The sequence below is a fragment of the Rheinheimera sp. D18 genome (assembly GCF_004345025.1).
GTDB classification, from domain to species: domain Bacteria; phylum Pseudomonadota; class Gammaproteobacteria; order Enterobacterales; family Alteromonadaceae; genus Alishewanella; species Alishewanella metallidurans.
Genome location: NZ_CP037745.1, coordinates 1,973,805 through 1,987,740, shown reverse-complemented (window position 1 = coordinate 1,987,740; position 13,936 = coordinate 1,973,805). Strand labels below are relative to the sequence as shown.

At 43.3% G+C, this 13,936-nt stretch carries 15 protein-coding genes and 1 pseudogene; 13 read left to right on the top strand and 3 right to left on the bottom strand.

Annotated features, from left to right (window positions below):
- Window positions 1–11: 11 nt before the first annotated feature.
- Genes mog through E0Z06_RS09375 form a run of 3 tightly spaced genes read right to left on the bottom strand, consistent with a single transcriptional unit; the run spans window position 12 to window position 2,433 of the window.
- Window positions 12–548 carry a molybdopterin adenylyltransferase gene (mog, locus tag E0Z06_RS09385; RefSeq protein WP_132584046.1) on the bottom strand — a complete coding sequence of 179 codons (537 nt, stop codon included), beginning with the start codon at window positions 546–548 and terminating at the stop codon, window positions 12–14.
- A gap of 15 nt (window positions 549–563) precedes the next feature.
- Entirely contained in the window at window positions 564–1,436 is an 873-nt protein-coding gene (locus E0Z06_RS09380) for a U32 family peptidase (protein ID WP_132584044.1), read from the bottom strand.
- A 4-nt stretch (window positions 1,437–1,440) separates the two neighbouring features.
- Complete coding sequence (locus E0Z06_RS09375) at window positions 1,441–2,433, bottom strand: peptidase U32 family protein (RefSeq protein WP_132584042.1); 993 nt, start codon at window positions 2,431–2,433, stop codon at window positions 1,441–1,443.
- A 106-nt stretch (window positions 2,434–2,539) separates the two neighbouring features.
- Here E0Z06_RS09375 and E0Z06_RS09370 point away from each other — a divergent pair, with 106 nt between their 5' ends.
- From E0Z06_RS09370 to E0Z06_RS09310, 13 genes and pseudogenes are all read left to right on the top strand, one after another.
- Entirely contained in the window at window positions 2,540–3,070 is a 531-nt protein-coding gene (locus tag E0Z06_RS09370) for an SCP2 sterol-binding domain-containing protein (protein ID WP_132584040.1), read from the top strand.
- A 44-nt stretch (window positions 3,071–3,114) separates the two neighbouring features.
- The gene (hemN, locus tag E0Z06_RS09365) at window positions 3,115–4,476 is read left to right on the top strand and encodes an oxygen-independent coproporphyrinogen III oxidase (protein WP_132584038.1); all 1,362 of its coding nucleotides are present in this window, start codon (window positions 3,115–3,117) and stop codon (window positions 4,474–4,476) included.
- A 282-nt stretch (window positions 4,477–4,758) separates the two neighbouring features.
- Window positions 4,759–5,597 (top strand): annotated as a pseudogene (locus E0Z06_RS09360) (AadA family aminoglycoside 3''-O-nucleotidyltransferase).
- Between the two features lie 748 nt (window positions 5,598–6,345).
- Window positions 6,346–6,894 carry a hypothetical protein gene (locus tag E0Z06_RS09355; RefSeq protein WP_132584036.1) on the top strand — a complete coding sequence of 183 codons (549 nt, stop codon included), beginning with the start codon at window positions 6,346–6,348 and terminating at the stop codon, window positions 6,892–6,894.
- A 115-nt stretch (window positions 6,895–7,009) separates the two neighbouring features.
- Window positions 7,010–7,945, top strand: a complete 936-nt coding sequence (locus E0Z06_RS09350) for a hypothetical protein (RefSeq protein WP_132584034.1) — start codon at window positions 7,010–7,012, stop codon at window positions 7,943–7,945.
- 6 nt (window positions 7,946–7,951) lie between these two features.
- Window positions 7,952–8,401: a hypothetical protein gene (locus E0Z06_RS09345; protein WP_132584032.1), complete on the top strand. Its 450-nt coding sequence runs from the start codon at window positions 7,952–7,954 to the stop codon at window positions 8,399–8,401.
- 424 nt (window positions 8,402–8,825) lie between these two features.
- A complete protein-coding gene (locus E0Z06_RS09340) occupies window positions 8,826–9,266 on the top strand; it encodes a hypothetical protein (RefSeq protein WP_132584030.1) in 441 nt (146 codons plus the stop codon).
- A gap of 1 nt (window position 9,267) precedes the next feature.
- The gene (locus E0Z06_RS09335) at window positions 9,268–9,732 is read left to right on the top strand and encodes a hypothetical protein (RefSeq protein WP_132584028.1); all 465 of its coding nucleotides are present in this window, start codon (window positions 9,268–9,270) and stop codon (window positions 9,730–9,732) included.
- A gap of 120 nt (window positions 9,733–9,852) precedes the next feature.
- Entirely contained in the window at window positions 9,853–10,341 is a 489-nt protein-coding gene (locus E0Z06_RS09330) for a hypothetical protein (protein WP_132584026.1), read from the top strand.
- Between the two features lie 109 nt (window positions 10,342–10,450).
- Window positions 10,451–10,930, top strand: coding sequence for a hypothetical protein (locus E0Z06_RS09325; RefSeq protein WP_132584024.1), 480 nt, complete (start codon window positions 10,451–10,453; stop codon window positions 10,928–10,930).
- A 137-nt stretch (window positions 10,931–11,067) separates the two neighbouring features.
- Complete coding sequence (locus E0Z06_RS09320) at window positions 11,068–12,810, top strand: DUF4209 domain-containing protein (RefSeq protein ID WP_132584022.1); 1,743 nt, start codon at window positions 11,068–11,070, stop codon at window positions 12,808–12,810.
- Window positions 12,811–12,891: 81 nt separating this feature from the next.
- Entirely contained in the window at window positions 12,892–13,317 is a 426-nt protein-coding gene (locus E0Z06_RS09315; RefSeq protein WP_132584020.1) for a hypothetical protein, read from the top strand.
- Between the two features lie 108 nt (window positions 13,318–13,425).
- Window positions 13,426–13,827, top strand: coding sequence for a hypothetical protein (locus E0Z06_RS09310; RefSeq protein WP_132584018.1), 402 nt, complete (start codon window positions 13,426–13,428; stop codon window positions 13,825–13,827).
- The last annotated feature ends 109 nt before the right edge of the window (window positions 13,828–13,936 follow it).

Below are 13,936 nucleotides of genomic sequence, written 5' to 3'. Positions count from 1 at the left end.
AATAGGGCTAATTAGCTTTTCGGCCGAAATGGTTTTATTACTTGCTCGTTGCAGGTTAAATAGGGCCCATCCATTAAATCAATGCAATAAGGCACCGCAGGGAACACCGCATCTAAGCATTGGCGAATTGCCTTGGGCTTACCCGGTAAGTTAATCATTAAGCAGCTGCCACGTAGGCCCGCCGTTTGCCGTGATAAAATGGCCGTTGGCACATACTTTAATGACTCAGTACGCATTAGCTCGCCAAAACCTGGCATTAGGCGATCACACACCGCTTCGGTAGCTTCTGGGGTAACGTCACGCTTTGATGGCCCAGTGCCACCGGTGGTAACAATTAAACAGCAACCAGACTCATCAGCCAGTTCTATTAGGGTTTGTTCTATTAGCTCACGCTCATCCGGAATAAGCCGATATTCCGCCTGCCATTCACTGGTTAAATAGTCGTTTAAGGTGTCGATAATTGCTTGGCCCGATAAGTCTTGATACTCGCCCGCGCTAGCACGGTCACTTACCGTGACTATGCCAATTTTAGTACTATGTTGAGTCATTATTTATCCTGAAAATTAACCACTGGCCATGCCGGCTAAGCTAAGCCAATAGCCATTGCTATCGGTTTTTGAAAGTGCTTGGGGGGCGTTACCGTTAAGATTGGCTTTAAATTTCTCTAACCAAGCAAAGGTGCCTGTTACTTGTGGGCTTAACCGTACTACATCTACCATGCCCTGCATAGTAGGTAATTGGTTTATAAGGTTATAACAGTAACCAGACTGGGTTTGAATGCCGTTTAACACAAATACCGAGGTCCCATCTTGGCTAGCCACTTCGCGCCCTTGTGGGTATTTAATGCAGCACAGCTCACATTGATCTTTGGCGCGGTTTTCTGAACGTGCAGTAAAGCAACGGCCGCTCCATGCTAACGGCAAATGGCCAAAGGCCAATACTTCGGTTTCAAAGCAATCGCGAATATCTTGAATAACACTTTGGCTTAATAGCGTATCTAACCAATGTTGCGATAACTCTACCGGCATTACCCAGCGGGTTAAGCCCATGCCAACTAAGCGGCGCAGGCTATGCTGGTTATAACAGTTAATGGCCGCACCTGCGACAAACGGCAAGGCTTTTTCTTGCAACATAGCAATTGCGCCAACGTCATTGGCTTCAACTGAAAACTCACCATTGTCGATATATTTACGCAGCTCGCGCAGCTCATTCGGTGCTTCGTACAAGGTCATCGACGATAAGCACACTTGCTTGCCAGCGTCACGTAACATATGGCCTATGGCCATATAGTCTTCAAATTTTAATTCACGCCGTTTGCTGCATACGGTTTCGCCTAGGTAAACAATATCTACACTGCTATCGGCGGCATCTTGATAAAATTGCTGCATTTGCGCTTTAGGCCAAAAATATTGCACCGGCCCTAATGAGAATTTCATAGCGTTATTTCCATTTTCGATGATAAGCGCCAAGGGTAGTTTGGCTGCCTTCAGATAAACCGGCTAAGGTTTGCTGCCAATGGTTTTGCACCGCGAAATGCTCAGGATCTTTCATTACCGCATCAATGGCGGCGCGCCATACTTGAGTAATTTGCGCGACATAAGCCGGGCTGCGCTGCCGGCCTTCTATTTTTAACGACTTAATGCCCTCGGCGTGTAATTGCGGCAAAATATCTAGGGTATTCAAGCTGGTAGGTTCTTCCAGCGCGTGATAGGTGTCTTCGCCGACCGTAAAACGGCCTTTGCACAACGTAGGGTAACCTGCAGTTTCATATGGCGCAAAACGGTCAATTAAAATGCCGTTTAAACGTGACTCTAAATGGCCATCTTGCTCGTCCCAGCGCACAAAAGCAGCGGGCGAACAGGCACCCGCAGTATTGGGTGATTCACCGGTCATATACGAGCTTAAATAACAACGGCCTTCGGCCATAATGCATAAGCTACCAAAGGCAAATACTTCTAAATCGACATCGCAGCTACGGGCCAAAGCGCGCACTTGTTGTAACGATAACACCCGCGGTAGCACCACGCGGCTAACGCCAAACTGGCGATAAAACTCAATAGCAGCGGCATTGGTGGCCGACGCTTGCACCGATAAATGCCGTTCTACATAAGGGTATCGTTCGGCGGCGTAGGCCAATACGGCCATGTCGGCAATAATAAGCACGTCAACACCGGCGGCAACCGCGCTATCTACCGCATGTTGCCAGCGCTGCCAGTTATCGGGGTGGGCAAAAGTATTAATAGCGACATGTATTTTTTTGCCATGCTGGTGCACATAACGCACCGCCTGTTCTAATTTGCCTTGATCAAAATTTAAGCCGGCAAAATGGCGAGCATTAGTATCGTCTTTTAAACCCACATACACCGCGTCGGCACCGTTTTCAATTGCGGCGATTAAGGCTGGCATGCTTCCGGCCGGACATAACAGTTCCATAGTGTTCCTGAGGTTGCTGCCACCTTGCTACCTCTGACAGGTTATAGCGCAGGCGGGGTTAACTGTGGTTTTATTATAGGGTGCTATATCGCCGGAGTAAGCCTATATGATTGATATAAAAAGAGTTAACCATAATTTGGTAGCGGGTATACCCACTTTGATGCAACAACTTAACCGCTATGCACCCAAACCGCTGCAAGCCAGCCTGTTATCCTTGGCGCTGAACAGCTTTTTTCGCCCAGAATGTAAAACCGGCGAGCTGGCATTTTTAACCGGTAAAACGGTAGTAATCGAGGTAAGCGACTATCAGTTAAGCTTTGCCATACAGTTACAAGGCAAGCAGCTTAAGGTTGATATGCAAAGCCCGCAGCAAGATTTGCTAATACGTGCTAGCTCGGCAGATTTCTTGGCAATGATTAACAATAGCGTTGACCCTGATACGCTGTTTTTTCGCCGCCGCTTATTAATGCTAGGTGACACCGAGTTGGGTTTGTATTGCAAAAACTTGCTAGATAGCATTGGTATTGCGCGTTTGCCAAAACCATTACCCGCTTGTTTAAATTGGCTGGTGCAACAACAACGCGAAGTAGTTACAGCTGCGGCAGATCAAAGTTTAGCACCACGGGCACCACTATAATAACGGCGCTTAATAGCCAAGCGTACTAAATAACAGAGGTAAATATGAGCGCAATACAGTGGGATGCAAAGTTAATCAGTAAGTACAATATTAATGGCCCACGTTACACCTCGTACCCTACTGCGCTGGCATTAAGCACCGAGTTTGACCGCACATTAATTACTCGCGCCATTGGCGAAAGCGCCGACGAGCTAAGCCTATATATCCATATCCCGTTTTGCCAAAAGCTATGTTACTACTGTGGCTGCAATAAAGTTATTACTCGCCACCAAGACAAAGCTGATACCTATTTAACGGCACTGGCACAAGAAATGGCCTTATATGCGCCCTTATTAGTTAATAAGCGCATTAATCAATTGCATTTAGGTGGTGGCACGCCAACCTTTTTAACTGAAGTGCAGCTTAGCCAATTAATGGCGTTGTTGCATAAACACTTTAGTATTAACGCTGATGCTGAAATTAGTATTGAAATTGACCCCCGCACCTGTAGCGATGCCAAGTTAGGCCATTTACGTTACTTAGGCTTTAATCGCGTTAGTTTTGGTGTGCAAGATTTAGATGAAAAAGTACAAATTGCGATTAATCGGGTACAAGACACCGATTTAATTCGCCATCAAGTACAACTATGTCGCCAGCTAGGCTTTAGCTCAATAAACTTAGATTTAATTTACGGCTTGCCATTTCAACATCCGGAAAGTTTTCAGCAAACCTTAGATGAAATTGTGCGCTTAAGCCCAGATCGTATCTCGCTATTTAGCTATGCGCACTTGCCAGAGCGTTTCCCAGCCCAGCGCAAACTCGACAACGACAGCTTACCCACGCCCGATATTAAGTTGCAATTGCAAAGCATGGGCATCGCTGCTTTTGTTGATGCGGGTTATCAGTTTATCGGCATGGACCACTTTGCCAAACCCTCTGACGCCTTAGCCAAAGCGCAACAAGCCGGTAAGTTACAACGTAATTTTCAGGGTTACACCACCGCCGGACAAGATGCACTAATTGGTTTGGGTGTATCCAGCATTAGCCAAGTTAAGGGCGTACTGTGGCAAAATACCAAAGAGCTACCAGAATATTACCAAGCGATAGCGCAGGGCGACATACCTATAGATCGCGGCTTTAGTTTAAATGCCGACGATAAGCTACGAGCGGCATTAATTAGCCAGCTAATTTGTCACTTTAAGTTAGATACCGCTACTTTTAGCAAGCAATGGCAGTTGCCTGATTTTTGGCAATATTTCGCTGACGCCTTAACCCGGCTAGAACCCTTTATTGAAGACGGCTTAGTTGAAGTAAATGCCCAAGGCATTAACGTAAGTGACGCCGGGCGCTTATGGGTACGCAGCATTTGTGCCTGCTTCGACGCATATTTAAGCCAAGGCCAGCAGCGCTATTCAAAAGTAGTGTAAATTAAACCCCCGCCAATAGTTGAATCACCGTTTTTATTAAAAGCGGTGATTCAATATTTTATTTTATCGCTAAGAGCTGTGATTTCATACATGCGCTTATAAATGCGTAATTAGCGTTGTTAGACCGACATTTCCGTATTTGCCACCACATAAAATTCAGTTGTTCCTATAACCTATTGTGCCCAATATAAAATCATTGTAATGTCGTGAACACTAAATTTACAAAAGCGGAAAAGTCCGTGTTTAAATACGGATGTTTCCGCCCAATAAGCGTTAGACATCATGAGGGTAGCGGTGACCATCGAAATTTCGAACCAACTATCAGAGGTGCTAAGCGTCATTGAGCGCCATCTGGAATCAACGTTGCTGGCCGTGCATTTGTACGGCTCCGCAGTGGATGGCGGCCTGAAGCCATACAGCGATATTGATTTGTTGGTTACTGTGGCCGTAAAGCTTGATGAAACGACGCGGCGAGCATTGCTCAATGACCTTATGGAGGCTTCGGCTTTCCCTGGCGAGAGCGAGACGCTCCGCGCTATAGAAGTCACCCTTGTCGTGCATGACGACATCATCCCGTGGCGTTATCCGGCTAAGCGCGAGCTGCAATTTGGAGAATGGCAGCGCAATGACATTCTTGCGGGTATCTTCGAGCCAGCCATGATCGACATTGATCTAGCTATCCTGCTTACAAAAGCAAGAGAACATAGCGTTGCCTTGGTAGGTCCGGCAGCGGAGGAATTCTTTGACCCGGTTCCTGAACAGGATCTATTCGAGGCGCTGAGGGAAACCTTGAAGCTATGGAACTCGCAGCCCGACTGGGCCGGCGATGAGCGAAATGTAGTGCTTACGTTGTCCCGCATTTGGTACAGCGCAATAACCGGCAAAATCGCGCCGAAGGATGTCGCTGCCGACTGGGCAATAAAACGCCTACCTGCCCAGTATCAGCCCGTCTTACTTGAAGCTAAGCAAGCTTATCTGGGACAAAAAGAAGATCACTTGGCCTCACGCGCAGATCACTTGGAAGAATTTATTCGCTTTGTGAAAGGCGAGATCATCAAGTCAGTTGGTAAATGATGTCTAACAATTCGTTCAAGCCGACCGCGCTACGCGCGGCGGCTTAACTCCGGCGTTAGCAGGTTTTCGGGTTTTAACGGTTTTAGTTTGTAGTTTTATTTTGGCTTTGCTCGTGTTTAGTTTTCTTAGCGGCAGCGCCAAAAGTTAACGTGCGCCAGTTTGTTGGTTTGGTGCAATCTTTGTTGGCACAGCGGCGTTGTTCTTTGTGACTTCGCTTAAATTGTTTTACAGGTTCCAGTTGGCGCACCGTTTCGCAGCTTACTGGTTTAGTTTTAATTAAAAGCAGTCTGCCGTTGTTTAGGTTTGCCAGTGCGGCAAGCCGCGCAAGTTTGGTGTAGGCTGCTAACAAACAAAGGCACGGCGACGCGTACCGCGCGCTTGCTTTGGGCGTTAGCAGGTTTTCGGGTTTTAACGGTTTTAGTTTGTAGTTTTATTTTGGCATTGCTCGTGTTTAGTTTTCTATAGCAGCAAAACCAAGCCATTAAAGTACGCTAGTTTGTTGGTTTGGTGCAATCTTTGTTGGCACAATGGCGTTGTTCTTTGAGGCTTCGTTTAAACAGTTTTACAGGTTCCAGTTGGCGCGTTGTTTCGCAGTTAACTGGCTTAGTTTTAATTAAAAGCAGTCTGCCATTGTTTAGGTTTGCTAGTGCGGCAAGCCGCGCGGGTTTTAATTTAAGCTGCTAACAAGGCGCATCACTCGCGGCCTGCGGCCGCTGGGATGCCAACCGCTGCGCGGTCGTCACCCGTGTGCTTTGCGTTATGTGTGAGCGCAGCTCCGCACAAGGATTAAAGGAAATGACATTAGAAGAGTACAGAAGGGATTTCGAAGCGTCCACAAAAAGATCGGTATCGATGCCAATCGCTGGCGCATGTGTCTGGTTTATAATCGCACTACTTTCTGTGCGGCTTGATGAACGAATAGGTGTGCTTGTCCTGCTATTCGGGTCGGGGGCTATTTTCCCTATAGCTCTTTTAATAGCAAAATTTAGGGGAGAAAGCCTCTTAGCTTCTGATAACCCTTTAGCAAAGCTGATGGGGATTTGTGTACTGATGGTTAATTTACTGTGGGCGGTTCATATCCCGCTCTTTCTTTATGCCCCAACATTTGTTCCATTGAGCCTGGGTATTGGACTTGGTCTGCATTGGGTTGTTTGGTCGTGGATAATCCAACACCCACTGGGCATAATTCATGCGATCTTACGCACATTCTTGGTAGTCGCGGCTTGGTTTACCTTTCCGGACCAAAGGTTGCTCGTCATTGGCTTAGTTATTGTTTTCGTCTATGGCATTAGTATATGGCAGATGTTAACCAGACCAATTGAAGAACACATAACAAATCAATGAACTGCGCGCCCTCGGCGCCGGACGGCTTGCACTACGCTTTGCTTCGTTACAGCCGCCGGTTATTGAGGCGTTATATTTTGCTTAGAAAATTTTTACACTTCAAATAGGGACTTAAATGAAAATATTCAAAATCTTACCACTAATGATAGCAAGCTCAATTACTTTAATAGGGTGCCAATCAACAAGTAACCAGCCGCCAAAGCTAGCTAATAAAAATGATACTGTTGGGTGTAACTATGAGAATATTGATTCACCTGAATTTAAATTATCAAAAGATCTATATACAAGTAGTTACTTTACTCATTCCCCAGATGGTAAAGGATATAAATATGGTGACTATTATAAAGCTATCGAGACTGAACCTTTCAAATTAACAGGCGTGAGTGCAGAAAAAAAAGATAAATATTCATCCTATGACATACTGCATAAAGGTAAAGAGTACTTAAGCTTAGAGAATAATACTTTGTATAAATTAACTTTGCCCAATGAAGTTACTCAGGTAGTAACTTCCAGTTGTAGTACATACTGGTTAAAAAAAGATAATCTTAATTTTGATGACTTAACCAGAGTAAACGGTGAAAAATTAACACTCTCAGATAATATTTTGATATACGGGGCTAATAATCTAACACCATTAGAAATGCGCCCACTTGAACTAGAAAGTGATAAATTTAAGAAAACGATTACATTTAAAGGTACAGAATATAAAGGCAGATTTTTTAGGACATGGGCAAGCTCTGAGACAAATAAACTCTTAACACCAACGGTTCAGCTATACACAAGGTTAGTTTTTGGTGAATGGGCACATGTTGACAGGGCTTACGATGAAACTGGAGCTAAATACGATATTACTAAAATAGGTTCTGATACTAATTGCTCTCAATATGGCTGTACTTTATATGAGTATGTAGGCTTAGAATTACCAATTTCTTTTTTACAAAAAAACAAAAATGGTTTTGAAGTTCAGTTTGAAGGTAATCAAAAACAAGTCGTAACCGTTGCTTCATACCAAGTTGAACAGCTATTGCTTGGCGTAAAAGATTATTTGTAATTATCTATGACTAAGGAGCTACTTTCTTCTAAGAGATTGACTGCACTTAAAAATGTGCAGTCACTCGACCCAAATTTTCATTTAGCTGGAGCTGTAGGTGAATTTATAGGTTTTTACTTATTATGTGAGGTTCTTGCAACTAAACTTCAAAATTACTACAGGGCTGATAATAACAAACCAGAGCTGGATAAAATTCAAATACAGGCGTTAACGGCATCCTTAAAATATTTCTCACTTACTTTTGATAATTCTGAATTAAAATCTGTATTCTCTGGTGGTAAAGGGTTAGTTGGCAAAAAATCAGCTAGACAATTAAGAAATGGTTATTTACATAGCCTGTCAGCAACAGATAAACAAGAGATTATTAATAAAGCGCCACATTACAATGAATCAATGAAAAAATTCTTGGGTTTATTATGGGCAAAATATAACAAAGCAATCAAGACGGAACAATAAAGCTTGGCTTGTTTCGCTGCGCTCACAATTATAGCCAAGCTTCTCTGTCCGCTTATTGCGGCGTTAGCAGGTTTTCGGGTTTTAACGATTTTAGTCAGTAGTTTTGTTCAGGCCTTGCTCGGGTTTCGTTTTCTTAGCGGCTGCGCCAAAAGGTTAAGTTCGCCAGTTTGTCGGTCTGCTGCAAACGGTTGTGGCAGTAGCGTTGTTCTTTTTGGCTTCGCTTAACAGTTTTACAGGTTCCGGTTGGCTCGCTGTTTCGCAGTTAACTGGTTTAGTTTTAATTAAAAGCAGTCTGCCATTGTTTAGGTTTGCTAGTGCGGCAAGCCGCGCAAGTTTTGGTGTAGGCTGCTAACAAACAAAGGCACGGCGACGCGTACCGCGCGCTTGCTTTGGGCGTTAGTTTCCCTTATCAGAATGAGGTTTCATGAAATATTATTTTAAAGCAATTCTTCCAATAGCAGGGATTATAATTGTCGGGATTTTAGGGATATTGTTGGCTAACCACTTGGATGATGGATATCGACACACCAGTCGAATAGCCCATAAAATAACGTTAGGGGTTGGAGGGCTATCTATACTTACAGTATGTTTTGGTATATTTATGCTGTTAGTTATGGTTAAAGATGCCTTTTTAGAGCTGAAAGATTCCAATCTTCCTTCTAGGGTAAAGCCAAAGTATTTAGTTCTGGCATGGGAAGAGAATCAAGAGATCATGCAGCGTATATATTCAATGTGTGAACAAGGATTGGACTATAAAGTAGTAGAGGCTGAGCTCAATCAAGATTCATATACCCTACAAATAAGAGACTGGAATTCAATGGTTCAGCATATAAACGAAAAGAACACTGAAAATCTTGATAGGTAAAATGACTAAAGATAATAAAGTGGGTAAAGTAATATACGCCGTTCGCAGCGTTTCTTTAAATAAAGTAAAAATAGGCGAATCAAATGCACATTCACTATTCTATCGAATACGCTCACATCAAACAGGTTCTGCTGATGAGCTTGAATTAGTTGGAGTTCATTTTGGCACATTTGACACCGATAAAGATATTCATCCACTTTTAAAATCTAGCCATTCCCATTTAGAGTGGTTCAATGAAACTGAAGAAGTTAATGATTTCCTCCAGGCACATTTTCTAATACTGCTCAAACCACTGTCTCTTTTGACGGATATTAGCTGGTCTATGGGAGAAACAATTTCGCCAGAAACCATTGCTATTGGTGAATATGTAAAAGGCAATCTCAAAAATAGTGATTATGCTGATTGGTCGGAGAAATTTGATATGCTTCAATATATAAAAAATGCAATTGCGAATAGCAGAAACTAACAAGGCAATCCAATCTGACTCCGTAAACTGTCACGTTTTATGCGTACCGCATAAAGACGCGCCAGCTTACTACGCAGTTGATTGCGGCGTTAAGTTACTTTCCTCGCCATGGAGACTATTTTGGAAGCTGAAAAAATCATATTTCTGGAGTTGGAGGTAAAAGATATTATTTCTATTGGGGCATTAGGTATTGCTTTCTTAGCTCTATTTATTGCTCCGATAGTAAATGCCAGGATTTCAAAAAGACAGGTTATTGCCCCTATGCGCCAAGCTTGGATAAATAGCTTGCGTGATAAAATTTCAGAAATTTTGGCAATTGTATCGATTAATAGGCTAAATTATTGCCCGTCTACGCATTGGAATGATGAAAGAAAAGAAAAAGCTAATAAAAGAGATCTCGAAAATTATGAGAAGCTAATGTTGCTAGAGGCTTCGATTAGCTTACATATTAATGCCAGTGAGTCCGATCATACGGATCTTGTAGAACTAATATCTATCGTTGTTAAACAGTATCATGATTCTTTTGTATCTGACGAAAACAAAACGAAGTTGCTTGAGCTAAGTCGGAAGGTACTTAAAGATGAATGGGAAGCTACCAAAAAGACGTAACTTAACAATACGCTCAAGTACGTTCCCGGCCTACGGCCGTACACCGGATGCCCTTGGCAGGGCACCGCTTAGCTAAGCGTTAGGCAATTTACGAATCTGGAGATGTCGAATGAGAAGATTTCTACTTTTTTTCTGTGTGGCATTTGCTTTATCTGGGTGTGGACTATCGACGCCAAAGGATGAAGAAGTTTGTGCTGATCTTCTCAAAGAGGTTGTGCCTAGCCCTGAGGGTCTTGTTATTAATCGTGTTGAGCGCACAGAAGGCAAGGCTGGCTTGGATGATTTAAGAACGTTATATAGCAAGCGATTTGGTGGCAATATTCCTTCAGGTACTCAAGGTCTTCTGGATTTATATGAGAAAGAAAATATTGATGTATCACAGACATTTGTGAGCCTCGATGTGACATACGATGGCAGAATTGGAAAAGTGCGAGAAAATGTCTTGTGTCGATATCTTAATTACGACAAAAAAAAGGAGCTAATTTCGTTTACGTTTCAAAATCAGGATATTGAGCAACATAAATTCTTAGATCTGTTCTTAATGCGTAAAAGGCCGTCTGGTCTAGATTCCAACTACAGAGTTCGTTAGTGGTGCTGTCATGCTATTTGATGTAAGCATGTGGCCTAACAATCGCAGGCACGGCGACGGCTTTTCCGTTGCGGCTTCGCCTTCACTACAAAGCCGCGCGTGCTGCGCGCGTTAGGCAACTTTAACGAGGAGCTATCATGAATGAAGAGCTAGCAAGATTAATGGAAGAGCTGGATCATTCTAAGGAGGCAACTAGCGAACATTCTATTTCGTCAAAAATAAATCGTGCCACCGAAAATGATCAAAGCTCAAAGGCCATAGCCGAAAGAATTGCGTTTGGATTCTGCGAAGAATATTTGGATAAGCAAAATGGCTGGGGCACATATTTTGGGCCTATGATGGTTTGGGTAGGGGATGACGGTAAAGCGTATGAAAGTCCCAGTATTGCATTGGTAACCAAAGAAATTATTGAGCACTGGAGAAGCCGGTCACAAGAAACCAATAATCCATTGATGAAAGCTCGCTATGCTGGGCTTGTTTGGGACCTCTCTGAAACTGCCGTGGGCGAAAAGCCTGATTATAGGATTGCTATTGACTATTTAAATGCACTTCTTGATGTGACTGATAACGATCTCTGCGAACACCCAACCGAAGCAATAACGAAAATCACTAGGGCTTTCAAAGTTGCGACCGCACTGAATAACAGAGAATTGGCAGAAAGATGTGTTGAAAGCGCGATTAAACTAGAAGACAGAATTGCTGAAGATGATAAGGCGGGCCTTTGGGGGTTTTGCTTTGAGCTTTTTGTTCTAGGTAAATATAGGAATTTGTCTGAGGCGCAAGAGCAGAAGCTTGTGGATGACCTCGAGTCCCGTTTAACACGTGTCTCCAAAGGGCATTCACCATGGGTGTGTGAATCGGCGGTTATCCCCTTAGCCACTTATTATCGTAGCAAGGGAATGAACGACGATGTCACTCGAGTGATTGGAGTTGTTGGGAAGTGTTTTGAAGACGCGTGTGATGGCTTGGCTCCAATTCAGGTCTCTTCTTGGCTCCAACATGTGCACGACATTTATATAGGCTTCAACATGGTCGAAAACGCAGAGCGCGTTTCGAAGAAGATATCTGAGGTAGGGCCAGGTGTCGTAGAGAGTATGCAAGAATTATCTCATAGTATGGAGATTCCCAAGGAAAAATTAGAAGCATATCTAGCTTCGATGACGGAAGGTGGGCTTCATAAAACACTTAGTAGAATTGCAGCGCAATTTATTCCGAAGAAGGGTCAAGTAGAACAGCAGGTCTTGGAACTGGCAAAAAATCATCCATTGACATATTTATTTACGAAGACGCTGCAGGATCACAAGGGAAGACCTGTGGCGAGGATTGGAGGTATAGAAGAAGATCTAGAAGGCAATATTATTCACCAGCTTTCACAAAATTTGAATATTGACTCATTTTTTCTCAGGCATTCATTTAGAAAAGCTTCTGAAGTTTACGAATTTGACGATCAAGAATTGACCGAATATATATATCAGTCACCTATATTCGAAGAGTCTAAAAAGGATCTTGTTAATGCTGGTATCCAAGCTTACCTTGCCGAGGATTATATCTCTGCAATACATATACTGGTTCCCCAGGCAGAGGCAGCTATTCGAACGTTAGTGGAGTTAATGGGGGGCGCTACTTTAAGGAAGAATAGGCAGGGTGGGCTACAGTTGAGGACGTTTGACGATTTACTAAGGGACGAAAGGGTAGAAGACTGTTTTGGTACTGATTCATCGTTCTATTTCAGGATGCTACTTACTGACCAACGCGGTTGGAATATGCGAAATGATGTATGTCATGGAATCAGCCCGGTAGGTGCTTTTAATTATTCTACGGCAGATAGAATTGTGCACGTAGTCCTTTGCTTGGCGCAGGTTAGAGAGAACAATGCCTAACAAAGCGCTGCTGGCGGACAATTTTTACGCTGCGCTACAAAATTGCTGCAGAGCGCGGCGTTAGTTTTATAGGGTTAGTTGATGCAATCTACAATTAAAAAAATATTGTTTAATATTGGTGGCTATTCTTTTTGGATTTTATTGGTTTGCTGGGGTTTTTTATTCCTTATCCTTAAAAGTTGTCAAACGCTCTGTCACCATACCGTTGTAAATGCGGTTTCGTCACCAAATGGTGAGCAAGTAGCAGAAATAAGCATCGGCGATTGCGGTGGGGCGACTACAGACTTTTTTGGTAGTGTTGATGTAAAAAGTAACAATCCGAAACTGCGTGCTGAAAACTTATTTACCTTTGTGGGTCGTCCTGAAGAAACAGGGCTTGAGGTACATTGGGTTAATGACAACGAGCTTGTTATCAGTGTCTCTGATCTTTATAAAGCTCGGACTATAAATCCTAATGGTAGAAAAAGTGCTGATTTAAAAGTAAGTTATCAGTATCGTAAGTTGTAAAAACTAACAAACAAATATTATCGCCAGCAAAAAGCGCCGGCTGCGACGTCAACCCGCTGCGCGGTTTTTCGCGCTAAATTTGGGCGTTAAGTGAACAAAGAGTGTTTTTTGATTCTTAGATTTTTAATAGTTCTCGCTGTCGCATTTTTCATGTCAGCCTGTACCACAGGAAAACTTTATTACACCGAGCAGTCTGGTAATCGTATTCTGGGTTGCGATGTGGAATTTGTTGGCCTTCCCAGTGTAGACAAGTTTGCTGTCGAATATGCGTTAAGTCTTTGCGCTAAAAGTGTGGTCCATAAAGGTCATCAACTGGATGGTAATCAGCAATATCTTGTAAACCTAGATACATCAGTTCCTGAGGCGCCATGTGGTCATGCTTGGAACCGCGATCTAGCAAAAGCTAAATTTAAAGAAGGTTTACTATCAAAGAAGCACTATGGTTATATTGTTGCATACATAGATCTTGGGCTTGCGGTTGTAAATGAGTGTTCACCTAACCATACGTAACACTCGCTCCCGTTGATCGCTGGGACGTCAACCCGCTGTGCGCTAAATTTTGGCGTCACATTGCCTTGACCGCACCTGTTAACTGGTGCTATTAATGGTGCCTGTTTTG